The organism is Pelagovum pacificum (assembly GCF_016134045.1).
In the GTDB taxonomy this organism is placed as follows: Bacteria; Pseudomonadota; Alphaproteobacteria; order Rhodobacterales; family Rhodobacteraceae; genus Oceanicola; species Oceanicola pacificus_A.
This window is the reverse complement of record NZ_CP065915.1, coordinates 1415646-1440086: the sequence shown is the minus strand read 5'-3', so window position 1 is coordinate 1440086 and position 24441 is coordinate 1415646. Positions and strand designations below refer to the sequence as shown.

The window sequence follows — 24441 nt, the reverse complement described above, 5'->3', positions numbered from 1 at the left end:
GTGCTCTCAGGCCGTAGCCTTGGCCCTGGTCGTGTCGAGGCGCTGACCGTCCGGCGTGAAAAGCCGCACATCGGCGGAACGGAACCCGACCTTCATGACCTCACCCGCGCCGGGGGCGCGTTTGTCGCGGTCCTCGACGATCACCGGCTCTCCGGACGGAAGGCTGCCGTAGATGTACCGGGTCCCGCCGAGGTTCTCGACGACATCCACCCGGACCTGAAGGCTCTGATCGCCGTCGCCGCCGGGGTGCATGTGCTCGGGGCGGATGCCGAGCTTGAGCGGGCCGGCCGGCCCGGCAAACGGCAGTGACTGGTTGTCGCCGAAGCGGACGGCCTCGCCCTGCCCCGTCGCGTCAATGATATTCATCCGGGGCGAGCCGATGAACCCGGCGACGAAGAGGTTCGCGGGCTCCTCGTAGAGCTCTTCGGGCGTTCCGACCTGTTCGATCTTGCCGGCCCGCATCACGACGATCCGGTCGGCCAGCGTCATCGCTTCCGTCTGGTCGTGGGTCACGTAGATCATGGTGTTCTGCAACTTCTGGTGCAGCTTGGCGATCTCGACCCGCATCGAGACGCGGAGCTCGGCATCGAGGTTCGACAGCGGCTCATCGAACAGGAACACCTTGGGATCGCGCACGATGGCACGGCCGATGGCAACCCGCTGGCGCTGCCCCCCGGAAAGCTGCGCCGGCTTGCGCGACAGGAGCTCCTCGATCTGGAGCGTCTGCGCCGCGGCGCGCACGCGCGCGGCGATATCGGGCCGGGTCAGACCGGCCATCCGCAGCGAGAAGCCGATGTTCTGCTCGACCGTCATGTGCGGATAAAGCGCATAGTTCTGGAATACCATCGCGACGCCCCGCTCGATCGGGTCGGCGTCGTTCGCGCGCTTGCCGTCGATGCGGATCTCGCCCGCAGTGATCCGCTCCAGCCCCGCGATCATGCGCAGCAGCGTCGACTTCCCGCAGCCGGACGGGCCGACGAAGACCGTCAGCTTGCCGTCCTCGAGGTGCAGGTTGAGGTCCTTGATGACCTCCAACGCGCCGTAGCTTTTGCCGACCTGGTCGATTTCTACCGAAGCCATGGTCCATCTCCTCCTCTGTGTCTTCTCAGGGCGTGATCGCCCTCACCGAGTCCCGGATCACCAGATCGCAGGACACGGCCACCTCCTGCCGGTGCTCGGGGCCCGGCTTCAGTCTCTGGCCTTCAAGAAGCCGGTCGATGGCGACCGCGATATTGTCGCGCCGCTGGTCGACTGCCGTGATCTTCGGCGAATGCAGGCAGAAGGCCGGCACATCGTCGAAGCTGACCCACGACAGGTCGTCGGGGAGCCGCACACCGTTGTCGCGGCACCATTCGAGCGCCCCAAAGCTCATGCTGTAGTTCGCCGAGTAGACCGCCGTCGGCGGCGTCTCCAGCGCCATGAGCCGGGCGATGGCTGCGCGTCCACCGACCTCGTTCCAGCCGCCGTCCACTATCAGTTCGGGATCCGGAGATATCCCGGCCGCCGCCATGGCATCGCGGTATCCACCGAGCCGCTCCCGGCCCGCGCTGTCACGCTCCATCCCGTGTATGGTGGCGATGCGACGGTGCCCGAGGCGCAGCAGGTACTCGACCGCCTCCCGGCTGGCTTTCCGATGCTCGACGAAGGCCCGGTCCGCCGGCAGCCCGGGCACGTCGTTGTCGTAGAGCACGAAGTCGACGCCCGACCGCAGGGCGCGATGCAGGTCCTCGGCGACGTGCTCCACGCCGGCCAGCACGATCGAGTTGACCCGGTGGCTCCGGAAGAAGTCGATCCCCTCGAGGATCGACCCCCGGTCGAAATCATGCAGGTAGGACAGCACGGCCCGGTCCGACCTGCGAAGCCGCTGGCTCACCTCGCCGAGCAGCCCGGCGTGGAATTCCGACAGCCCCGGCAGCAGGAAACCGATCATGCGCTGCTCGCCCGTCTTCATCGAGGCGGCGAGCGCATTGTGCCGGTAGCCGAGCAGGTCGATGGCGCGCTCGATCTGCTCCCGGTTGCCATCGCGGACCGGCTGGCCGCGCAGGAAGCGCGACACCGTCCCGACGGCGACACCGGCCTCGGCGGCGACGTCGATCACCGTGGGCTGACGCTCGCGCCGAACGGAGCTCATGCCCCTGCCCTTTCTGCCGAATGACCGGTCCACATCGCCTCAGACGCTTTCCTCGAAAACGATGGCACTGTGGATGTGCAGGCGCGGTATCGTGACGGCGTAGCACCCCTCGCCCGCGGAGGTGACCTCCAGCTCCTCGCCCGTCATCGCATCGAACGCGCGCTTCGGCGCTTTCGGCAGGCGGACCTCGGCCCGGACCGGACCGATGGCGGGAATGTCCTCGATCATCTCCATCACGCGGGTTTCCCCGCGCTGGCCCGCGACGGACTTGCCGCGGATCTGCGGCGGACCGTAGAGCAGGTGCAGGACATGTCGGTTCTGGTCCTCCTGCACCGAGATCGAAGCGCGGCCCGACGACGGCAGGTCGGTTGTCAGCACGGGGTCCGGCAGCAGCCGCGAGATCATCTCACCGACGAGATACTTGTAGATCGGCTGCCCGACCTGCCGGTAGATATCGAAGATCGGATAGGCCACGTAACCGATCCCGTCGTGGATCGTCGCCGCCGGCCCCAGCGGCGCGGCGTCCGGGTCGTCCGGCGCATGCTGGTGAGAGCAGAAGTGCGCGTAAGAGCGGTTGAAATAGGGCCGGTGCACGGTCGCGAGCACCTCCGCCCCGTCCGCCTCGACCTTGCGGGCACTGCCGTAGACCACCGACGCCCCGGCTGGCAACGACGGCAAAGCGCCGCTCGCGGGAACGATGTAGCTCGGGTCGAACGGATGACGTTCGGGGCCGGTCTTCAGACCGAGCGGCAGCACCGGCGTCCCGTCAGCCGAAAGGCCGGAGCGGTCCGAGGCGAGCAGCTTGCCCCCCGCCTTGTGGAAGTCGCGCAGCTTGCCCGTCATCGCCTCGTCGAGCGAGATGTCGTCAGGCAGGATGATCAGCTTGTAGCGCGACAGGTCGGAGCCGGAATCCACCACGTCGAACGGGTACTTCAGCTCTTGCAGCATCTGCGTCGCCCCGTCGTCGCTCGGATGATTGCGGCGGTCCTCGTGGCTGAAATGCTCCGCCGAGAGCACCGCGATCTCCGAAATCTGGCGGGCGCCGTCGAGATAGGGCTCCAGCTTCTCGACGCGCGCGTAGGCCGGCGCGATCGAGCGGTATGTATCGGCGTTGATCCGGCCATTGGGGTGGAGCTGGTCCCCGACAAGGCACTTGGAGCCGAGCGCGACCATCTGCGCACATTCGAACTCGAGCGCATCAGGATGCTTGAAGCCGCCGAATTCGCCCCAGGTCGTGTGAAACTTGCCCGTGTGGGCGACGAAATCGAGCCCCAGCGTCGCCGCGTAGCGCGCGCTCGAGGGGAAGTGGTCGTAGCCCCAGCCGCCTGTCGGCAGACTTTCGAGTTCGAGGTGGCTGTAGGGCTCGAAGCGCTTGGCACCCTGTTTGTGGATGTGGCCGCAGTTGTAGAAAATCCGCAGGTCGGGAAACTCCTCGCGCAGGGCCTTGGTCATATCGCTGCGGAAGATCTCGTTGACCTCTTCGTCGTTGCTGAGCCTGTCAGCGGCGCTCGACGGATCGCGGCCCATCGAGGTCATCCGCTCCATGCAGGCCGCGCAGGCGCAGCTCGGCGTGAGGATGATGTCGAAGAACAGGCCCGGCGGATCGTAGCGACGCACCACTTCGCGGGCATGTTCGAGCAGCTCCGCGCGGTAGGCCTCATGGTTCAAGCAGAGCGTGTGCCACGCCGCATCCAGCGGACCGGGGGCGAAGGGATTGTCCTCTCCTGCACTGCAGACCCGCCATTCTGGATGCAACCGCGAATTGCGCTCGTCCCACTGGACGGTGATGTAGATCGGACACTCGATGTCCGCCGCCTTCAGCGCCGTCACCATGTCGCCCAGCAGGTCCTCGCGCTCGAGATGCGGGTGGGGTGCACCAACCTCGGTCGGGTAATAGGACCAGCCGTGGTGGCACTTGGCGAACAACGTGATCGAGTCGACATGCGCCGCCTGCAGGGTCGAAACGAACTCCTCAGGGTCGAAGGCCGCGCCGATTCCGGGGATGTGTTCGGAGGTGTGAAAATCGAGGTGAATCTGCCGATAGCGCAGCGGATTGCGATTTTTCTTGAGCATCGTTTTATTCCTTCCCGCCGCTGTTCACTTGTGAGCCGGCGGCGAATTGTCGTTGGAAGATCATGAAGATGACGAGCGGAACGCTTGTCGTGATGATGGCGGCGACGGCCTTGAGATCCCAGTTCGGATCATAGCTGCCCGAGACCGATGCCAGCACGACCGGCAGCGGCAGATCGTTGCGCAGGTAGAGCATCGGCAGCAGCAACGCGTTCCAGGTCCACAGGAACTGCAGGATGCCGACGGCGAAGATCGGGCTGAGCGCGTTCGGCAGCACCACGTGACGGAAGGTCGAGATCGGACCGCAGCCGTCGATACGCGAGGCTTCGATAAGCTCCTTCGGAAAGTCTTCGAGGAAGTTCTTCACCAAGAAGATGGACCAAGCGAAACTCATCCCGACATAGGGAATGACGACCGCCGCGATGTTGTCGATCATTCCGAGATCGCGCCACAGGCGGAACAGCGGAATGATGACGACCTGCTGGGGCAGCACGAAGGCGTTGATGATGATGATCAGCAGCAGACGCCGGAAGCGGAACTTGAGGAAGTGGAACGCGTAGGCGGCGGCCGGTGTCATGAGCATCGTCAGCACCGTCGAGATGCCGGCGAGCCGCGCGGTCGACCAGAAGGCGTTGCCGAGTTCGTACTCTCCCCAGACCCGTTTCCACGCGCTCAGGGTGAAGGACACCTCGTCGAGCCGCCACCAGCCGAGCATCGTCTCGCTCATCGGGCGGATGGACATCACGACGATCCCGATGATGGGAATGATCCAGATGAAGCCGACGACAGCCATGATGTAGACGGCCCAGCGTGGGGAACGACCGATCATCATTTCGCACCTGCCGTTCTCTGCGCGATGGCAGGAATAGAGATGACGAGCACGGCGATCAGCAGAACCACCGTCGCGGCGGCGCCGTAGCCCAGTTTGAACTGCGTCATGGACTCGCGGTACATGAAGTAGCCGATCGTCTCCGTCGCGCGCACCGGCCCGCCGCCCGTCAGGATGTAGATGATGTCGAAGGCGCGCAGCGCCCCGAGCAGGTTGATGAAGATCGCGACGCGCACGCCCGGCAGGGACAGCGGCATCATGATGTGGCGCATGATCGACACGGGTTTCGCACCGTCCATGTAGGCCGCCTCGAGCACGCTGCGCGGGATCGCCTGAACCGACGCGAAGCACAGCAGCATCGGCAGGCCCACCGCGCTCCAGGTCGCGGCGACGATCAGGGCGCCAAGCGCCGTCGTCTCGTCTCCGAGCCACGCGTAAGAGAAGCCAGGCGAGAAGATCCCGATGACGGAGTTGAGCAAGCCGGCCTCGTCAGGACGCAGGATGCCGATCCACATGAAGCCGCTGACCGTCTCGGAGACGCCGAAGGCCGCGAAGACCATCAGGCGGAATGGCAGGGTCTGGCGGGGGGCGAACGAGCACAGCATTGCGAGTGTCCACCCGATGACTACCGAAATCGCGGTTGTCGCCAGCGTGAAGATGAGGGTGGTGGAGATCGTGTTGCGGAACGCCGGGTCGGCAAAAAGCTGAACGTAGTTGCCGAAGCCGACGTATTCCGGCGGCGCGAGACCGCGGATGTCGAACAGGCTCAACCGCAACGTCTCGAACAGCGGATAAACCACCGAAACGGAGAACAGCAGCAGAACCGGAATGATGAGCAGCCAGGCGGCCGGAGCGTCTCTCAGGCGCGGCCGGGAGTGCGCGGCGAGATCGATGCCGCGCTCCCCCCGGTCGCGACCGGAAAGAGCGGCGCCTGCCGCATATTTTGCGGCAGACTGTCCCATCAGTAGGCGCTCGCGGCCTTGGCCTCGATCGCGGCGAGGACCTGATCGATGTTCTCCTCGCTCGGGTCCTGCAGGAAGCGCTGCAGCTGCACCCGGTACTCGTCGACGAGATCACCCGGCAGAAGGTCCCCAAGGACGAACTGCACTTCGGACTCGCTGACAGCCGCCGTGGCCTGCTGCTGGACCGGGCCGAGCAGCGAGGTATCCGCCGCGGTGCTCGGCGACGCGTAGCCGTATTCGGCAAGGATCGTCGTCGCCTCTTCCGTCAGCATGAAGTCGAGGAAGGCCTGCGCCGCCTCGGGGTTCTCGCCGTTGGTCGTGATGTTGAGCTCCTTGGCGTCGACTGTGGAGGTGTTGTCGTGCCCCATGCCGAGCGCCGGGAACTGGAAGATCGAGTAATCCTCGCCTTCGGTCAGACCGTACTCGTTCTTGGCCCGGGCGTTCATCCACATGCCGATCAGCAGGTAGTTCATGGCATCGGCCTGGAAGACCTGGTCCGCAACGCCGTCCCAGTCATTGGCAAGCATCTGCGACGCATCCCCGCAGCAGCCGGCGTCGATCATCTCCTTGAACTTCATCATCGCCTCTCGGACGACGGGGTCGGTCCAGGGGATCTCGTGCGCGGCGAGCTGCGCGGCCGCCTCTACCCCGCCAGTCCGCAGGAGCAGCGACTCGAACCACTCCGCGTGGGCCCAGTACTTGCCGGGGATGCCGACCGGAACGGCATAGCCGGCCTCCGACAGCGCGTCGAAGCTGGCGAGGAACTCCTCCCATGTCTCCGGCGGCTCGATCCCGGCTTTCTCGAGATGTTCGGTGTCGTACCAGATCGCGGAGCGGTCGCCATAGGTGTAGGTAAGGCCGTAGACCTCGCCGTCGATCATGCCGAGGTCTTTCCAGGACTGGCCTAGCATGTCGTCCCAGCCGTTGGCCTCCCATTCCTCGTCCATCGGCCGTATGATGCCCGACACCGCCAACTCCTCGCGGAACGCCGGCCAGGTGTTGATGATGAGGTCGACGACTTCCCCGCCGAGCAGCGCGGAGCGGATGCCACCGCGCGCGTCACCCTGTGCGATGATCTCAAGTTCGCTGATGGTGACGTCGGGATGCTGCTCCATGAAAGCGGCTTCAAGCTCGTCCCACATCTCACCATCGACGCCACCCTGCCAGTTCAGGATCACGAGGTCGCCGCTGAGGTCCTGGGCAAAGGCCGCCCCCGTCAGCGCAGTGGTCAGGCCAAGCGCGGCGATGAGGCTGCGAGGCCCCTGTCGTGAGCTTATCGAGTGTATCATTTCTTTCCTCCCTTCAAGAGGCGGCCTCCTCCGACCACCCTAGTTGCAAACGTTATCAATTAAGGTCCGCAGATCAACTGAAGTGCTTCCACCTTTCTTAACTTTTTTCATTTTATATCATTATATTACGACACGTTCGCTCGCTCCCGTGACCATTTGGTCCGAGCGACACATGCCCCGGGAGCGACTGCTCCCAGTCAGGACGTTCCCGCGTCAGGGTGTGACAAGCACTTTCACGATATCCTCCCTGGACTGAACCAATTCAGGCAAACGCTTTGGCAGATCGCCAAGCGGAATGACTTCAGACAGCAGCGTGTCGGTCGAGATCTCGCCCGTCCGCATCGCCTCCATGACCGCATCGAAATCGCGCTTCAGCGCGTTGCGGGATCCAATGATCTGGGTCTCCCGCCGATGAAACTCCGCGTCGGAGAACCGGATCTCGTCCTTCACGACGCTCAGCAGCACCGTCGCGCCCCCCTGCGCGACCATGGAAAACCCGCGCTCGATCGCCCGGACGGAACCGGTCGCGTCGAACACCACATCGAAACCATCCGACAGCGCGCCGGTGACGATCTTGTCCTCTGCGCGGTGAAGGTTCGAAAAGCCGAGCCGCGTCCCCGCGAACTGAAGGCGCCGGTCGCTCGTGTCCGTCAGGTGAACTTCCGCTCCGGTCATCCGCGCGAACAGCGCAACGCCCAGTCCGATCGGCCCGGCCCCGGTGACGAGGACGCGGTCGCCCGGCCCGATCGGTGCACGAGAGACGCCGTGCGCCCCGATCGACAGGAATTCCACCATCGCCGCCTGGTGCGCATCCAGCCCGTCGGCCGCGTATAGATTTCCGCGCGGCACGGTGATCGTCCGGCACATGCCACCGTCTCGGTGCACGCCGAGCACCTCGAGCGAGGCGCAGCAGTTCGGCCGCCCCTTGTTGCAGGCCCGGCAATGGCCACAGGAGATATATGGATTGACCACGACAAGCTGCCCTGCATCCGCGCCGCTCGTGATGGTGCCCGACAGCTCGTGACCGATCACGCGGGGGTAGTCGAGGTAGGGATGCTTGCCCTCGTAGATGTGGTAGTCGGTCCCGCAGAGGCCGACGGCCCCGATGTCGACCGTGACCCATCCGTCCGGTGCGGGGCCAGGAACCGGGCGTTCCGAAACGGTAAACCGACCAGGTGCCTCGCAGACACCGCTGGCCATCGTTTCAGTCACAAGTCCCATTGCCCCTCCGTTTGGCATTTAATGATTACATACCGTTCACCTTGACTTGCCTTCGGTCAAATGTTTTTAATAATTTTAAACAAATACTGAAATTTGGCAAAGGTGACAGTATCTTGGCCCGCACCGACACCAGATACCGCGCCGCGTACAACTGCCTTCTCGACCATTGCGCGACGCTTTCCCCGGGGGCGGACCTGCCCGCGGAATCGGCGCTTTGCGAGATTGCCGAGGTCAGTCGGACCGTCGTGCGGCGCTGTCTCGGTCGGCTCGACGAACATGGCGTCATCAGCTGGGACGGCCGCGCGAAGCACGTTCTGCGCGCGCCGACCGAAGCTGATCGGCTGGAGGCCACTGCCACCGAAGGCCAGTCGGAGGACCTGGAACAGCGCTTTCTCGAATGGGTGCTCCGTTTCGACGTTCCGGCGGAGACGAACCTATCGGTGGCAGAGTTGTCGCGGACGTTCGGTGTCTCACAGCACGAGTTCAAGGAGTTCCTCGCCAGCCTCAGCCGCTTCGGTCTCGTGGCACGCCGCCCCCGTGGCGGCTGGAAGCTGCTCGGCTTCACCCGGAATTACGCGATCGAGCTGTCGGAATTCCGGGCCGTGCTCGAAGTCAATGCCGTGTCCCAAGTGGCCCGCCTGCCCGACGACCACCCGATCTGGCCCAGGCTGAGCGAGTTGCGCGCGGCGCACCTGTCGCTTCGGGACCGGATCGAGACGGACTACCACGACTTCTCGCAACTCGACGGCGCCTTTCACGGCGCGATCAACTCGATCGTGCGGAACCGCTTCATCAGCGAGTTCCAGAAGGTGATCTCGCTGATCTTCTATTACCACTACCTTTGGGACAAGACCGAGGAGAAGACCCGCAACGCCGCCGCGATCGAGGAGCACCTCGCCATCATCGACGCGCTGGAGGCACGGGATGAGGAAGCAGCGGTCGAGGCCGCGAAGGCTCATCTCGCGACTTCGCGGACGACGCTGCTCTCCTCGCTGCGCCACCACGATCTCGGCTGAAGCTCACGCCTCAGCAGATGGGACGCGCGCTTTTAGCCGCTTCGATCCCCAACAGCCGCTCCCCCGGTGATGAGGTCGACACAATCGGCAATGCTGGTGTCCTTGAGGCTCTCCCGCAGCGTCGTCACGACCGGCGCGCCAGGTCGTCCGATCCACGAGAAACCGGCCCATCGAGTCGAAGCTGCGCGCCGTCGAGACTCCCCCGCACGCCGTAGACCTCGTGCAGCAGGCTTTGCGTGATCGTGTCCGACGGAGAGCCGGTCGCCACCGACCGTCCTGCGGACATGACGCTGACCGTATCGCAATAACGGGCCGCCATTGCGAGGTCATGGAACGTCGCGATGACCGTTCGACCGCGCCGCTTGACCTCGTCCAGCAGGACGAGCTGGTAGTGCAGGTCGAGGTGATTGGTCGGCTCGTCGAGGATATAGAGCAGCGGATCACGGGCGAGGAGCTGAGCCATGTGCGCACGCTGCTGCTCGCCACCCGACAGGGTCGCAGCTTCCTGATCCTGCCGATCCCCCAATCCGACGAGCGCCAGGGCATCGTCGATCCGGGCGCCGGATTGCCGGAGCGAAAGACTGGATCGTGCCATCCCGATTTCGACGACATCGCGCACGGTCAAGCCCGACAGCAGCCCGCTTTCCTGCACCAGTGCTCCGGTCATGGCCGCCCACTCCTGCGGCCTCCAGTCCGCCATGCGCCGACCACCCAGGCGCACCTCGCCGGATTGGGCGCGTGCCGCCCTGTAGAGGACTCGGAGGACCGTCGTTTTGCCGGCACCGTTCGGGCCAAGAAGACCATGAAAGCGCCCCTCCTTCACGGCCAGGGACACACCGCGAACGCGGGGCAGCCCCCCGGCTTCGACGTGCAGATCCTCGATGGACAGAAAGGGCTCAGGCGACATCGCGGACCCTGCGCAGGATGAAGATGAAGGGCGGTGCGGCGAACAGGGCGAGGAGCACGCCGAGGGGAAGCTCCTCCGGCGCAAGCAGCACGCGGCAGAGCAGATCGACGCAGACCAGCACGATTGCGCCCAGCACCATCGCCAGCGGCAGCAGCCTCCGGTGCCGCGCGCCGATCAGGAGCCGCGCCATGTGCGGCACGATCAGGCCGACGAAGCCGACGATCCCCGCCACCGCGACCGAAAGCCCCGTGAGCAGCGCAGTTCCGACGAAGATCAACAGACGGAGCAGCCCCACCCGCATTCCGAGCGCCGCCGCCCGCTCGTCGCCCAGCAACAGCGTGTCGAGGTCACCCGCGCGCCAGAACGCGGCCCCTGCCACGGTCGTCGTCGCGAGCGCCAGCACTGGAAGGTCGCTCCAGTCCGTGCCCGCCGCAGTGCCCATCAGCCAGCCGAGCGCCGCCCGCGTGGCCTGCGGGTCACCGATATAGAGGAAGAACGCGGTCAGCGACTGAAACATCAGCGACACTGCGACGCCGGCGAGGATGACGACCAGCGGCGAGAGCATCCGGCCCGGTCGGAACGCGAGGCCGAGCGTGATCCCGAAGGCTGCAGAGGCCCCGAGGAAGGCGGCGAGCGGCACGCCGAGCACATCGGCGATCCAGGCGGGTGCCCAGATGATCATGGCGACCGCCGCGGCGGAGGCGCCGGATGACAACCCCATGAGGTAGGGGTCGGCCAGCGGGTTGCGCAGGGCAGTCTGCATCAGCGCGCCCGCCAGCGACAGGCCCGCCCCGATCAGCGCCACCGCGAGGACACGGGGCATCCGCCATTGCCATACGATCAGGCTCAGCGACCTCGGCGCCTCCGGATCGCCGGTGAGGATTGCCCAGCGGTCGCTCCAGCCAATCTGCGCGGTGCCCCAGAAGACCCCGGCCAGCATCGCCGCACCAAGCAGCGCGAGCGACATCGGCCAGAGAAATGTCCGTCGCCCTGAGGTCACTCCAGTGCGCCGAGCTGGTCGGAGAGGTTTTCGACGCCGTCGACAAACTGCATGCCGAGGACGGTCTGCGAGAATGGCACGGTGACGAACCTGCCCGCCTGCACAGCGCGGAGTTCGCCGAGAACCGGGTCATTTTCCATGTAGGCGCGCTTCTCGTCGGCCGTCGACCAGTCTGCATCGTTCAGGACGATCACGTCCGGATCGGCGGCGACGACCAACTCCCAGCTCACCTCTGCCCAGCGGCCCTGGACATCGGCCGTGATGCTCTCGAGGCCGACTTGCCGCATCAGCGTCGCAGCCGAACCGCAGCAGCCGGCGGTGTAGGGCGCGGTATCGCCGCTGTCGAAAAGGAAGGCCGTCATGCCTGCGCCCGGCGCGGCGTCGGAGACCGCATCGAACCGCGCCCGGATCTCGGCGGCGACCTCGGCGGCCCGGTCCTCGATGCCGAAGATGTCGCCGATGATCTCGATGTCGGTGAAGATGGGCTGGGTCGTGAGCGGCTCGCCCTCCGGGTGCAGATCACTGCACGAGGCGTTGGCAAGGTAGGTGCCGATCCCGAGCTCGTGCCAGTCCTCCGCCGCACCGAGGTTGTCCTCGTTGAAGGCCGAGCCGAAGCCGGCAAAGAGAAAGTCGGGTTCTTCGGCCAGCACGATCTCCCGCGCAGGATATTGCTCCGCCAGCACCGGCACGCTCTCGTAGGCCTCCGCCCACTGCGCCGGAATCTCGTCGTCCATGTAGGCGGTCCCCACCATGCTGCCCTCCAGCCCGAGCGCCAGCATCACTTCGGTCGCCTGCTGGTTCAGCGTGACGGCGCGGGTCGGCGCCGCGTCGAAGGTCTGCTGGCCGTAGCAGGTTTCGACCGTGGTCTCCTGCGCAAGTGCGCCCATGGCGATGAGCGCAACGGGAAGCGAAAGGACAAGGGACTTCATGCGGGTTCTCCTGTGATGAAGGTCTCGAGATCGGGGCAAGCGACGCGCTGAACGAGCGCCTTCTCGACGAAACGGGCAACATCGGCGCGGCTGGTCAGGCGGAACCACTGGCCCTGCGGATAGAGGATGACGACCGGGCCGCGATTGCAGGGCACGAGGCAGGAGGTGCGGATCACCTCCACGTCCCTGAGGCCGGCGAGCGACGTCTGCCGGGAGATTTCGCGCGCGAGATCGGTCCCATCGCGCATGTGGCAGCGCGGCCCGGTGCAGACGAGGACGTGGCGTCCGACCGGCCCCAGAGTGTCCCACCCTCTTCCGTTTGCAGCACCCCGCGACGCGGCGATCGGCCGTGGCTCACAAGGGGCGTTCGCAAGGACGGCATGGATCGCAGGGTCGAGGTCGACAGGATCGGTCCAGAGCACCAAGGGCGCCTCGTCACCCTGCCGGGCAAGCCAGTCCGCAGCCGCCCCCGGCAGCCAGGCCGCGAGGCTCTGCGAGAAGGGAATGCCCGTCGGTCGAAGCAGGATCTCTTTCGCGCCCTCGTCACGGGCGGCGTCCAGCGCGTGCCACAGGCTCTGGCCGTCCTCCTCCAGCCGCAGGGCCCGGGCGGGCCCGTCCGACGCGGCGACCAGGCCATCGGCGATCTGCCGGAAGCGGGAGCGGCTCAGGTAACTTGCCGAAATCAGGTAGATCGTGATGCGCATGGCCACTGCCCTGTCGGGGCACCGGGTCGAATGCGCGGCCGGATGGCCGAAGTCGTCATCGCTATTCCTCCCCGGGACACCCCGCCCGATGGGTTACAATTGAGCGATGGCAGGTCTCCTGACTCGCGGGTCCATGCTGCCCCGACCCTTCCCGGACCGCGTCGGTCCAGTGGTCATGCCGGGGGAGCTCACCGCTTACAGTTGCGGGGGCAGTCACGGATTTGGCGCCTTATGGCTACACCGCACCGTGTTCCCTTTTCATCCCGCGTGCCGGTCTGGCGTGCGAGAACCATCGGGACGGAAGGTGCCGTGAGACGTGCGCGGGGTCAAGCCGTCGTCACCGAGGCCGTGCCGGGACCTCCGCGATCGCCGACGTGAACCACGGCCGGCGCTTAACGCGCCAGAACCTAGATCAAGCAAAGCTTGTAGGTGGTCAGCGCCTTGGTCCCAGAGTTTTCCAGGACCTAGTACGACGTTCCTGAGCAGTTTTTTGGCTTAGCTCGCCTGATCTGGATTGGCTTGCAAGTTGCACGAACAGGCGCTTTTCTTACTCTCTGAAGGACTATTAACGAGTTCTGCAGAGAATAGATGACCTCCAAGGGCCGCCAACGCTCCGTCGCGCAGTACGGATCGACCGGTTCTCTGAACCGCCGCTTTCAAAGCTCGGCCTGTGCATCACGTTGGTTGGATCCCGAACATTTGCTGCAGTATCCAATGGCACGTTAAAGCGGGGTACGATGACACTCGAAAGAAAAGTCGCGCAGGCGTTCCGGCTGACCGATGATAATTGGATGAAGCACGCCAATCCATGGAGCGTTTGGACAAGGTATTCCGTCCTGCCCCTTATCGTGCTCGCGTTCTGGAGCCGCGTCTGGATTGGCTGGTGGTCCATGATCCCAGGAATTGTCTCCCTGCTTTGGATGTTTTTTAATCCGGTTTTCTTCGCGAAGCCCAAGTCGACGAGAAATTGGGCTTCGAAATCTGTGCTGGGGGAGAGGGTTTACCTTAACAGGGACAAAATCGAGATTCCCCATGTCCACAAGACACCGCTGTACTCAATCCTGAATATTATTTCGTCGGCTGGCATGCTGATAGCGATCTGGGCGATTGTCTATTATTCGATCTGGGGCGCCGTTCTCGGCGTCTCGCTGGCATACCTTGGTAAGAGTTGGTATCTTGATCGTATGGTTTGGCTATATGAGATGATGAAGTCCGAGAACGAAGAGTATCGGAAATGGGACTACTAAGGTCAGGCCCCTCAACATGTTTGATGGCCGCTTGATCAGCTTCAGCCGGCCAAACGGACAGGCAATAGCGGACACTCAGGCAAACCGCCGCATCAGGAAAAACGGGCTTAGTTCGGACAGCGGCGACGCAGCGAGCCAGTTGGCTAGAGGCCAGCAACGACCGTCGTTCCCCGGACCAAAGCCGACCTCCGGGTGGAACGCAGCGGATGTCCGGTAGCAGCTCAAGTCGGACATTGGACGTACCAGCTCAGGCTTTGAACGTCGCCATGCCGCCATCCAACAGCCTCAAAAGCTCATCAGAAACGGGCGACGGCTTGTGCAAGTCGAAGACAGACAAATGCACCCCAATATCGGCAAGTGGCCTTATCAGTATCTCAGCATTATCAGCTTCAAAAAAGTACACACCCTCACCCAAGTCAGCCGGCTTACCGAAACACCGGCATGCTTCCGCATGAAATGCTTCAGCATCTAGAGAGGTCGAACTCAACGAACGGCCTTCCTTTGCCGATCTTTGACCATAGAACCGAAGCGCGAAGGAAATAAGACTGACATCGCCATATGGACCGCGCGCGAGCTCATGTTTGCCCTTGTACTTCCGTAAAGTGTAACTTGCCGTCGGACAGGGGGATTGCGCCTGATGGGATGTAAGAATTGAATAATATGATCGAGACTGATAATTTTCCATGTAGCTGATCCCCTCGAAAAAGGGATCGATCTCGTTCAGGTTCTTTAATTCGAGGTGATACTGGCAGGGGTCCGTTGGCTTCATCTTACCTTTGTCACCGACCAGTGTCTCGAAATGTCCACTGGCGACGACGTCTGTGATGAAACCCAGAAACGATCGAACCTCCTGCCCGATCGGAGCGTTGAAAAAGGTCTCTGCCTCGTGCCAAGACTCAGCGCGCTTGTGCGTAGGTGGTATCTCGACACCGTGGACTGCCTCCACCATTTTGCTTAGCGCATTGAAGTGACCCTCATGGTCGTTTGCGTCCAAGCCCGTGAAAAAACCCAATATTAGTCACCTTGTTTTCGTGCTGTATCTACTCAGGTCAGGACCATATTCGCAGATTCCAAGGCTCTGCCTTCGACAAGACCGGAATACTCACCCACGCCTAGCGCTCGTGAGGGACGTTTTGGTGTTGCACGAAAGCCAAGACGTCCTCAAGTCGCTCGCAGCGGGGCTAGAGAACGGCGCGAGCCACCCGCGCTGACAGACGATCTGCGCCGAGGCTGTCCAGCCGGCGGCAGCCACGGGGGCCGAGCTAAGGTGACCGCGATCCGCGAGCTTACGACGGCGCCGCAAGCACTCGGCCCGCGGCGACCGCCAGTTAGGTGAAGATCGGGTCCAATGTCATTCGATGCAGGCCCAGTCAGGCGCCGCCGCGGATCACGATGACTTCGTGTTCCTGAAGTTGGTCGACTACGAACTTGACCCCACCATCCGTCGCAACCGTGTTCACGTGGGTTCCGGCGACACGGAGTTCCGCCGAAGCAGCTCCGCAATCCGACACGGACACTTCAAGCGGCCCGATCGGCACGATGACCTCCTGACGCCCCGGTACGGGCTGGGCGATGATCCGATTGGTCAGATGCACGATCAGGTCGTCGCCCTGAACGTAGCTGGTCAGAGCGACGAGTCCGTAGCCACCAGCGATCCCGATGCGCTGCCGCTTCCCCGTGGCCCAACGCACCGCGTTGGCTAGGATATCTGCGTGTTCGAAGGAGCCCTCCCGTCCGTAGCACCGGTCGAGATCGGCCAGCATCGCGACTGCACGGCCCGAGCCATGCCGGCGAACGGTAATCGCCGGGATGTCGGTTTTCGGCTCGCGCATCCACGAGGTTTCGGGCGGAAAGATCGGAAACTCGGGCACGAAGGTCGCCACGACCTCGACATCGGGTCCGGCGGAACAGGTCACCAACCGGCCACCGAACGGCACGCTGTCGGTCTGATCCAGTCCGGCGAGGATCGGGTGGCGTTCGCCATTGCGCTCGGGAGCAGTGTCGTCCTTCGGACCGTCCACGGTCGAGCGGAACTCCGGCGATAGGCGAAGGTAGGTGTGCCGGCTGTAGACCTCGATGTTGGGATCGGGGCTCGTGACGTCGCCGTACACGTTCGCCCCGTCCGGCGTCACGCCGAGAAGATCGACGAGGGCCGGTATCTCCCGCAGGCTGCCGTCGGTGTCCCGGACGCCCGTCTCGCCCGTGGCGACGATCCCGCCACCGGCCTCGACGAAGGAGGTGAGCGCGGCGGCGGCCTCATCGGACAGGACCCCGATCTCGGGCAGCACCAGCGCATCGAAGCGGCTGGTGTCGGTCGGAATGTCCCGCACTTCGACCGGGATCCAGTCGAGGCAGGCGCGCGTCAGCGCCTTGACGGTGCCGCGGTAGGACATCTGCGTCCGCTCCGCCGCCATGTCACGGCCGTGCAGGTCGTTGTTGGCCTGGCTCCAGACGATCCCGATCCGCGCCGCAGGCTTGCGATCCTTGAGCACATCCTCGTTTGCTTCATGCCAGGTGAAGATCGGCTTGGCCGTCTGGTACTGGCGGCGGTCGTCATGGTTCGCACCGATGTGGTGCCACCAGGGCTGGATCCCCCCGGCGAACCCCGCCGTGGACCAGAGCCGGACCTCGGCGGCCGGCATCGAGGCATGGCGGAATGCGGGCGAGCCGAGCTGGTACTGCGGCATGCTTTCGGGGATAAAGCGATCCCAGCCGACGAGTTCATGCAGTCGCTTGCCCGCCTCGGTGTTCTGTTCGAACCCGTCTTCTTTCGAGCGACGCTGGTGATCGAGCATGATGATCGGCGTGTGTTCGAGGATTGACCGCAGGTCGATGAACCGGACGGAGTTGTAGAGGACCTCGCCGCTGATCATGCCCATCCAGCGACAATGCTCACCACCGGCCTCCTGCGTCACCTTGTTGTTCTCGATCCAGAGCTCGGTCCGGCGGCGGTAGTTCCAGTCGATCCACGCCCGGTACGTCGGATCGTCCCAGTCGGCTTTCGTGGGAAGCGCGCCGTGCCCCTGCCCCGCGAAGCTCTCGCGGCAGGTTTCACAATGGCAGATGTAGCGGCGCGGCAGGCCCGCCCAGCTGTTGTCGGCGAAGCCGTCCGGGCTGCTCCGGGCGATGATCTCCCGCATCACGTCAGGCAGGTATTCGGAGTAATAGGCGGAGTGGATGCAGGTGACATACTTGTCCGCGATTTGGATGGGTGACCCGTCCTCGTGGCGGCAGATCCATTCCGGGTGCGCGTCGAGGAAGTCGGGCGCCACGCGGTTGGAATCCATCCGCGCAATGACAGTCAGACCTTCGGCCCGCGCCTCCTTAACGATCTCGCCGTAGAGGTCCCGGTCCCCGAGATGCTCCGCCCGATGATGGAGCGGCATTTCGGTGGGATAGTACGCGACGATCCCACCGGCGTTGATGATGACACCTTGCGTCTTCGTCCGCTTCCATTGCTCACGCCACCACTCGTTGTCGTATCTGGCGGGGTCGATTTCGGTCAGGTTCGTCTGGGCCCAGCGCATGGTCCGTTCGTACCAGGGAACTTGTTCCATGGGGTGTGTCCTCTCGAGAATGTGGGGCGGTCGGCAGAAAGTCGGTCGATCAGGTCGCGGGCGGGTCGCCCCGGGGCTGAAGCTTCACCGGGTTCGGCTCGGCGAAGTGGCAGGCGGCCATCTGGCCGGGCGCCACCTCCCGCAGCAGCGGGCGTTCGCGGCGACAGACCTCCTGCGCCAGCGGACAGCGCGTATTGAAGGCGCAGCCCTTGGGGACGTTGGATGGGCTCGGCACGTCGCCCTCCAGCACGATCCGCGTGTTCGGGCCATCGAGCTCGGGTTCCGGAGCGGCCGAGATGAGGGCCTGCGTGTAGGGATGCTGCGGTAGATTGTAGACGGCGTCCTTCGGTCCGATCTCCACCAGCCGGCCGAGGTACATCACCGCGACGCGGTCTGCGATGTGGCGCACGACGGCAAGGTCGTGCGCGATGAACAGGTAGGAGAACCCCTCGTCCCGTTGCAGGTCCTGGAGCAGGTTCACGATCTGCGCCTGGATCGAGACGTCGAGCGCCGATACCGGCTCGTCCGCCACGATGAAGGCCGGGCTGGTCGCGATGGCACGGGCGATCCCGACGCGCTGTCGCTGGCCGCCCGAGAAGCTGCGCGGCAATCGGTCCATATAGGCCGACGGAAGCCCGACGCGGTCGAGCAGTTCCGCAACGCGGTCGCGCCTCTTGCGCCGAGACCGCTCAAGTCCAAAGACCTCCAGTGGCTCTGCGATGATGTCCGCGATCGAACGCCGGGGCGAAAGGGAGCCGAACGGGTCCTGGAAAATGATCTGCAGGTGCCTCCGCATGTCGCGCATCTGGGAGGGCGACAGCTTCGTGATTTCCTTGCCGTCGAACCGGATGACGCCGTCCGTCGGATCGATCAGTCGCAACAGGAGCCGACCGAGTGTCGACTTCCCGCACCCGGACTCGCCGACGAGGGCGAGTGTCTCGGCACGCGCCACGGAGAAGCCGACGTCGTCAACCGCGCGTACGGCCTCGCCGCTCTTGCCGAACAGGCCGGTGTCGCCGCCGAACGTCTTGCCGAGGCCTTCCGCCGTCAGAATGGGATCGCTCATACCTTCACCTCCGGCTCCGCCGCGCTGGCCTCTCTTGCCGTGACCCAGCAAGCTGCGCGCTGGTCGCCTTCGAACTTGAACATTGGGGGCATCTCGCGCTCACACTGCGCCTCAGCCAGCTCGCAGCGTGACCGGAAGGGGCAACCTCTCTTGATCGTGCCGGCGACCGGCACCGTCCCCGGAATCTGGAAGAGGCGGTCGGACGTATCGTTGCGTCGCGGCACGCTCCGAAGGAGACCGCGGGTATAGGGGTGGGCCGGCCGGGTCAGGATACTGCGGATGTCGGCATCCTCGACCACCCTGCCCGCGTACATGACCACGACCCTGTCGCAGATGTCCGCGATCACGCCGAGGTCGTGACTGATCATCAGAATTGCCGTTCCGAGTTCCCGGCGGATGCGTTTCATCAGCTCGAGCACCTGCGCCTGGATTGTCACGTCGAGCGCGGTCGTCGGTTCGTCCGCGATCAGCAGCCGCGGATTGCAGGATAGCGCCATCGCGATCATCACCCGCTGACGCATCCCGCCGGAGAACTGGTGAGGATAGGCCCCGATCCGTCCTTCGGCGTTCGGGATGCCGACAAGGCGGAGCATCTCGATCGTACGTTCGCGCCGGCGCTTCTTGTCCTTTTCGCCGTGCAACATCAGAGCCTCGCCGATCTGATCGCCGATCGTCATGACCGGATTCAGGGACGACATCGGCTCCTGGAAGATCATTGCGATCTCGCTGCCGCGTATCTTCGGCATTTCCGATGCCGGAACGGCGAGGAGATCCCGGCCCATCAGCTCGATGTCACCCTCCGCTATGCGGCCGGACTGTTCCGGGATCAGGCGCATGGCCGCGAGAGAACTGACGGATTTGCCCGATCCGCTCTCCCCGACCAGTCCGATGGAACCGCCCACCGGGACCTCGAAGCTCACACCCTCGATGACCCGCAGGGGGTTCTTCTTCGGTCCGAACTCGACAGCCAGATTCGAAATCCTGAGCAGCGGTGCGTCGGTCATCGGCCTACCTCCGGGTCCAGCGCGTCACGAAGGGCATCGCCGATCAGGTTGAAGGACAACACGACGATGGTGATGAGGAAGCCTGCGCCGATGATTGGCCAGGGTGACCCAAACAGGTTGTTGAGCCCGTCGCGGATGATGTTGCCCCACGACGGTTGCGGCGGCTGTGTCCCGATCCCGAGGAAGCTGAGGCTTGCCTCGAGCCGGATGGCCGAGCTGATCCAGAGCGTCGTCAGCACCACGACGGGCGCCGCAATGTTGGGCACCACGTGCCGTATGATCAGCTTCGGCGTGCGCAGGCCGACGGCGACGGCGGCCTCGATGTAAGGCTCCTGGCGGACAGCCAGTGTTGAGGCCCGCGCCACGCGGGCGAAGCCGGGTGTGAATGCGACGGTGAGAACGGCAACGACGTTCCAGAACCCGCCGCCAAGGACCGCGGCGATGAGGATGGCGAGCAGCAGCTCGGGAAAGGCCAGCAACATGTCGATGACGCGGCTGATGATGCGGTCCGTGAGGCCGCCGAAATACCCGGCGGTGACGCCGAGGATCGTGCCGATGATGGCGGCCGACACCGGCGATACGAACCCGAAGATCAGCGAGTTTCGAGAACCGAAGATCAGTCGAGACAGCACGTCCCGACCGAACTGGTCGGTGCCGACGAGGTGCTCGGACGACGGGGACTGGTTCACCGACAGGATGCTCTGCTGAAGCGGGTCGTAGGGCGCGATCAGCGGTGCGAACACGGCCACGACGATGAAGAAGAGCACGAAGATGCAGGCGACGATGGTGGCCGGTCGCGCCGTCAGCGCCTCGTAGACCATCTTCCATGTGGACGGTTCGGGCGGCAGAGCCTCGGCTGCGGGTATCTTGCCGCCGTGCAGGCCGCCGTCTGGGTCGGAGATCTGTGTGGTCGGGTCAGTCATTTCACGCGGATCCTCGGATCGATCAGGACATAGGCGAGGTCCATCAGCAGGTTGATCGCCACGACGAAGAGGGCGAAGACGGTGATACCGGCCTGGATCACCGCGTAGTCACGTTCGGCGATTGCGCTGATCAGCAGCTGGCCGAGGCCGGGACGGTTGAAGACGAGTTCGACGGCAACCGACCCGGAGAGGGCCGAGAGAGTTGAAAGCCCAAGTCCGGTCGTCAGCGGCAGCAGTGCGTTGCGCAGTCCATGGCGATAGATCACCCGCTTCTCCCGGGCACCCTTGGCGCGAGCGGTCCTCACGTAATCGCGCCCCATGACCTCGAGCACCGCGGTTCGGGTCAGGCGCCCGAGGAATGCCGATTTGATGAAGGCGAGCGTGATCGCCGGAAGGACGAGGTGATAGAGCCGATCGGCGAAGCCGTCGCCGCCGCCGTTGATCGGAAACCAGCCCAGGTTGAGCGAGAAGGTGATGAGCAGCAGTGCACCGAGGTAGAAGTCCGGCACGGCGTAGCCGATCAAGGAGTAGCCGCGCATCGCGCTGTCCGGCGCCTTGTTGGGGTTGGTTGCCGCCCAGACACCGAAGGGCACACCGACGATCACGCCCAGGAACACCGAACTGAGCGTGAGCTCGATCGTGTAGGGCAGATTGTAGGCGATTAGCCCGCTGACATCGCGCCCGTTCATCAGGGATTGACCGAAGTCGAGCGTCAGCATGTTCCACACGAAGGTCAAGTACTGGGTCAGCATCGGCTCGTTCAGGCCCATCCGTTCGCGGAACTCAGCCAGCTGGTCGGCCGTGGCGAGATCGCCAAGGGCGGCGATGGCCGGGTCGCCCGGCAGCACGCGCATCGCGATGAAGACCATTGTCAGCACCATCAGCACGGTCGGCACCGTGTCGATCAGCCTGGACAGGATGTATCTCAGCATTTGCCTCCTCCTCTACGCGGCCGCGCCACCGATCCCATCACGCCTGCATCGCCAGCCCGTAAGGCTGGTTGGAGAGATCTGGGGCGAGACCCGGCGCGAGATGCGCGGCGCCCTCCGCCGTCCAGCTCGCGAAGAACTGGAGGTGGAACGGCGTGTCGAGCGCCTCGGCCGGGATTGTCGCGGAATGGCCGTTCCCGGCGCCGTCCATGGCGAGGGTCTGCCAATGTTGCGACTGATCCACCGGCCGGAAGTGAAGCAACGGTTCCGTCCCGCTTGGTGCACCGGACAGTTGCACGGTGAACGGCTTGCCGCGCTCGAATGTCTCGGGCGCGCTGAGCGAAGTCAGTTCAGCGCGGGTCGGCTCTTTCGCCAGCAGCGTGGCGATTGCCGCCGCGACCTGCGGTTCGGTGGGAACGCTTTCAGTGCCGGCACGTCCGCGCAGCGCCTCGAGGTCGAGAAGCTCGGCGCGCATCTCGGCTTGCCGAGCATGCCAGGAGCCGCGAAGCCAGCTTTGCGGCCCGAAGCCGAGGTCGTCCTGGTAGGTGTCCCGGCTCAGTTCGGCAATTGCGTCCCACGCGGCCACGGCCCTGCGTGCCTGGGCGATCATCGGCTCGATCAGCTCCGTAGCGCCCGTCTCGATGAAGAGCTCGGCCCAGATCGCCGCCCTGAACTTCCCGGCGAAGAAGCGGGCGAGCCCTCCGGAGATGCCGATGTCGAGCAGCATGCGCTGCGCCTCGACCGGGTCGGCAGCCTCGCGACCGTCGAGCGTCTCGGCCCGGCGGGCGTCGGTTACGGCGGCCTCACAGCGTTCGGCGAGATCGATCAGCCAATCGGCGACGTCGAGCGGTGAGTAGCGATGCTCTTCCTCGCCATTAAGCAGCTTGAGAGCGAACTCGCGCGGGGTGGCGAACAGTTCCTTGTCGAAGGTCGGAGCATTTCCGAAACGGGTCGGCTCGGGCATGTCGAACGCGTAGGCGCGCTTCCCGGACCCGTCGATGAGTCCGAGATCGGTGTACACTTCGGGCCAGTAGAAGTTGTTCGAGGCAGACGGCCCGTGCGCCAGTGATACGAGAGGCAGCACCCGGCTTGCCGCCGAAAGGCCCGCCTCGCAGGCGTCCGCCAGCACGCCGCAGTGCTTGCGCAGGTAGCGCGCCCATCCGTCCCTCGGACCGTCGGGCGTATAGAGCCCCCTACCCCAGACCCGGTAGGTATAGAGGTATTTTTCCCAGTCCCGGCGGGGCACCAGGTCGGGCTGCTTATAGCAGAAGCGCCCGCCGGGCACGCCGGTGCCCATCCGGCCCTTGAAGCTTTGCGGTTCGCACCATTCGACGCCGTCGGAACCGGCGAAGGTCGACAACCGGCCATAGCCCGACGCCATCGCCGGGTCGCCCCACAGCAACACCCGTTGGGTGCCCGGCCAGATCCGGTAGAGGACGCTGTAATCCTTGTCCTTGGTCAGCAGGTCGCCGTAGCTGTAGCGGAGGAACTTGCGCGAGCCTTCGGAGAGTTGTTCACGCTGGCTGCGCGCCACCTCCGGCGGCTGTTCCTTGTCCCGGATCGCGGACTGGTGGTACGGCAGGCCCATGTGCTCGGCCATGTATTTCGGCGAGACCGCGAGCGGCATTCCACTCGCGCGGGCGAGCTCCAGCGTCTCGTGGTCGAGGCCCTTGCCGTGCATGTCGATCTCGACCGGGCGACCGGCGTCGGCGACGCCCGCGAAGGCCTCGCGCCAGAAGTCGTAATCGCCCTCGGCGATCCCGCCTTCGACGTGAACGCGGAACGTCAGGCCGGTGATCTCGGGCACGTCCGTCAGCAGGTGCGTCAGCGCTGAGCGGCAGTAGGGCGCGAGGTTCTTCTCATCGAGGCCACTGATCTGGTGGTAGGCGTTCGGCGTGTCGTCGAAATCGTAACGCTGTGTCCACAGCGCCAGCTGGAAGTCCAGTCCGCGCCGCGCGGCTTCACGCGCGATGAACTTGAGCGTCTCGAAATTCCGGTCCCGCTCTTCTTCGGTCACGTTCCTGACCGACACGTTGTGACCGGGCAGATCGAAGAGAAACGGATAGGGGAAATAGAAGTAGACGTCCCGGATCCACGGATTGTGGTAGGGATAATTGTACGCCATTCCGAGGGTCAGCGAGAACCGGTTGAAGCGGTTCGTGACCAACATCGACAGATAGTCCCGCCAGCCGTCGCGATCATGGTACCAGCCGCTGTCCTCGGACTCGTTGCAATAGAGCCTGGCAATCGATCGGATCGGTGCTGACGGCCTTTCACTGAGCGGCAGTTCTCCGGCGAAGGGGGCTGCGTGGTCTTCGGCATGACGGGCCCGGTCCGCCAGCTCCGTCAACGCATAGACCAGGCCGCGTTCGTCAGACCCCCAGGCAACCGTCGCACCGTCCCGCTGCCAGAGCGCGAGGGCCTCTGCGGCATCGGGTAGTTCTACGGGTGCCGAAAGCTCAGTACCCGGTCCGGCGATCTCCAGTGCAACGCGTCCTTTGCCGCTGTCGATCGCAAGGTCCAGCTCCTTGAGGGCCCACTCAATCGAGGGGGACGCAGACAGGTCCTGCGGGTCACTGAGGTCGAGGTTTCTGAATTCGGTCATGGGGCATCCGTCTGCGAGCCGCGCCACGCGACCGCTGTTAGGTCTCAGGGAG

20 protein-coding genes and 1 riboswitch are annotated in these 24441 nt (G+C 64.5%); of the genes, 2 read left to right on the top strand and 18 right to left on the bottom strand.

The annotated features are described in order from the left end of the window. Positions 1 to 6 precede the first annotated feature (6 nt). The 7 genes from I8N54_RS07135 to I8N54_RS07105 form a co-directional block, all read right to left on the bottom strand. Positions 7 to 1080, bottom strand: coding sequence for an ABC transporter ATP-binding protein (locus I8N54_RS07135; protein ID WP_140193220.1), 1074 nt, complete (start codon positions 1078 to 1080; stop codon positions 7 to 9). Between the two features lie 25 nt (positions 1081 to 1105). After that, the gene (locus I8N54_RS07130; protein WP_140193221.1) at positions 1106 to 2131 is read right to left on the bottom strand and encodes a LacI family DNA-binding transcriptional regulator; all 1026 of its coding nucleotides are present in this window, start codon (positions 2129 to 2131) and stop codon (positions 1106 to 1108) included. A 39-nt stretch (positions 2132 to 2170) separates the two neighbouring features. Continuing rightward, positions 2171 to 4204 carry an alpha-amylase family protein gene (locus I8N54_RS07125; RefSeq protein ID WP_140193222.1) on the bottom strand — a complete coding sequence of 678 codons (2034 nt, stop codon included), beginning with the start codon at positions 4202 to 4204 and terminating at the stop codon, positions 2171 to 2173. A 4-nt stretch (positions 4205 to 4208) separates the two neighbouring features. Further along, positions 4209 to 5030, bottom strand: coding sequence for a carbohydrate ABC transporter permease (locus I8N54_RS07120; RefSeq protein WP_140193223.1), 822 nt, complete (start codon positions 5028 to 5030; stop codon positions 4209 to 4211). Continuing rightward, complete coding sequence (locus I8N54_RS07115; protein WP_197097470.1) at positions 5030 to 5992, bottom strand: carbohydrate ABC transporter permease; 963 nt, start codon at positions 5990 to 5992, stop codon at positions 5030 to 5032. The genes I8N54_RS07120 and I8N54_RS07115 overlap by 1 nt, the downstream gene beginning before the upstream one ends. Beyond that, a complete protein-coding gene (locus I8N54_RS07110; protein WP_140193225.1) occupies positions 5992 to 7281 on the bottom strand; it encodes an ABC transporter substrate-binding protein in 1290 nt (429 codons plus the stop codon). The genes I8N54_RS07115 and I8N54_RS07110 overlap by 1 nt, the downstream gene beginning before the upstream one ends. A 213-nt stretch (positions 7282 to 7494) precedes the next feature. Continuing rightward, a complete protein-coding gene (locus I8N54_RS07105) occupies positions 7495 to 8502 on the bottom strand; it encodes a zinc-binding alcohol dehydrogenase family protein (RefSeq protein WP_140193226.1) in 1008 nt (335 codons plus the stop codon). Between the two features lie 113 nt (positions 8503 to 8615). On the opposite strand from I8N54_RS07105, the gene I8N54_RS07100 reads away from it, so the two are divergent. Then, positions 8616 to 9518 carry a GntR family transcriptional regulator gene (locus I8N54_RS07100; protein WP_140193227.1) on the top strand — a complete coding sequence of 301 codons (903 nt, stop codon included), beginning with the start codon at positions 8616 to 8618 and terminating at the stop codon, positions 9516 to 9518. A gap of 124 nt (positions 9519 to 9642) precedes the next feature. On the opposite strand, the gene I8N54_RS07095 is transcribed toward I8N54_RS07100, so the two are convergent. From I8N54_RS07095 to I8N54_RS07080, 4 genes are read right to left on the bottom strand one after another with little or no spacing between them, the layout of a single operon-like run. Continuing rightward, a complete protein-coding gene (locus I8N54_RS07095) occupies positions 9643 to 10425 on the bottom strand; it encodes an ABC transporter ATP-binding protein (protein ID WP_140193228.1) in 783 nt (260 codons plus the stop codon). Beyond that, positions 10415 to 11392 (bottom strand): FecCD family ABC transporter permease, encoded by a 978-nt coding sequence (locus tag I8N54_RS07090; protein ID WP_140193229.1) that lies wholly within the window; start codon positions 11390 to 11392, stop codon positions 10415 to 10417. The genes I8N54_RS07095 and I8N54_RS07090 overlap by 11 nt, the downstream gene beginning before the upstream one ends. A gap of 29 nt (positions 11393 to 11421) precedes the next feature. Beyond that, positions 11422 to 12354, bottom strand: a complete 933-nt coding sequence (locus I8N54_RS07085) for an ABC transporter substrate-binding protein (RefSeq protein WP_140193230.1) — start codon at positions 12352 to 12354, stop codon at positions 11422 to 11424. Beyond that, complete coding sequence (locus I8N54_RS07080) at positions 12351 to 13058, bottom strand: (2Fe-2S) ferredoxin domain-containing protein (protein ID WP_140193231.1); 708 nt, start codon at positions 13056 to 13058, stop codon at positions 12351 to 12353. The genes I8N54_RS07085 and I8N54_RS07080 overlap by 4 nt, the downstream gene beginning before the upstream one ends. A gap of 91 nt (positions 13059 to 13149) precedes the next feature. Beyond that, a riboswitch (cobalamin riboswitch) is annotated at positions 13150 to 13367 on the bottom strand. 428 nt (positions 13368 to 13795) lie between these two features. Between I8N54_RS07080 and I8N54_RS07075 the strand changes: the two genes are divergently transcribed. Continuing rightward, a complete protein-coding gene (locus I8N54_RS07075) occupies positions 13796 to 14305 on the top strand; it encodes a DUF6653 family protein (RefSeq protein WP_140193232.1) in 510 nt (169 codons plus the stop codon). A 247-nt stretch (positions 14306 to 14552) separates the two neighbouring features. Here the strand turns inward: I8N54_RS07075 and I8N54_RS07070 are convergent, their stop codons facing one another. The 7 genes from I8N54_RS07070 to I8N54_RS07040 form a co-directional block, all read right to left on the bottom strand. Next, positions 14553 to 15317: a hypothetical protein gene (locus tag I8N54_RS07070; RefSeq protein WP_140193233.1), complete on the bottom strand. Its 765-nt coding sequence runs from the start codon at positions 15315 to 15317 to the stop codon at positions 14553 to 14555. Positions 15318 to 15675: 358 nt separating this feature from the next. Further along, the gene (locus I8N54_RS07065) at positions 15676 to 17862 is read right to left on the bottom strand and encodes a beta-galactosidase trimerization domain-containing protein (RefSeq protein WP_140193234.1); all 2187 of its coding nucleotides are present in this window, start codon (positions 17860 to 17862) and stop codon (positions 15676 to 15678) included. Between the two features lie 49 nt (positions 17863 to 17911). Beyond that, positions 17912 to 18928, bottom strand: a complete 1017-nt coding sequence (locus tag I8N54_RS07060; RefSeq protein ID WP_140193235.1) for an ABC transporter ATP-binding protein — start codon at positions 18926 to 18928, stop codon at positions 17912 to 17914. Then, positions 18925 to 19932 (bottom strand): ABC transporter ATP-binding protein, encoded by a 1008-nt coding sequence (locus tag I8N54_RS07055; protein ID WP_140193236.1) that lies wholly within the window; start codon positions 19930 to 19932, stop codon positions 18925 to 18927. The genes I8N54_RS07060 and I8N54_RS07055 overlap by 4 nt, the downstream gene beginning before the upstream one ends. Next, positions 19929 to 20855 (bottom strand): ABC transporter permease, encoded by a 927-nt coding sequence (locus I8N54_RS07050; protein WP_231592429.1) that lies wholly within the window; start codon positions 20853 to 20855, stop codon positions 19929 to 19931. Before I8N54_RS07050 ends, I8N54_RS07055 begins: the two co-directional genes overlap by 4 nt. Beyond that, complete coding sequence (locus I8N54_RS07045) at positions 20852 to 21787, bottom strand: ABC transporter permease (protein WP_140193237.1); 936 nt, start codon at positions 21785 to 21787, stop codon at positions 20852 to 20854. The genes I8N54_RS07050 and I8N54_RS07045 overlap by 4 nt, the downstream gene beginning before the upstream one ends. Before the next feature lie 37 nt (positions 21788 to 21824). After that, entirely contained in the window at positions 21825 to 24389 is a 2565-nt protein-coding gene (locus I8N54_RS07040) for a hypothetical protein (RefSeq protein WP_140193238.1), read from the bottom strand. Positions 24390 to 24441 lie beyond the last annotated feature (52 nt).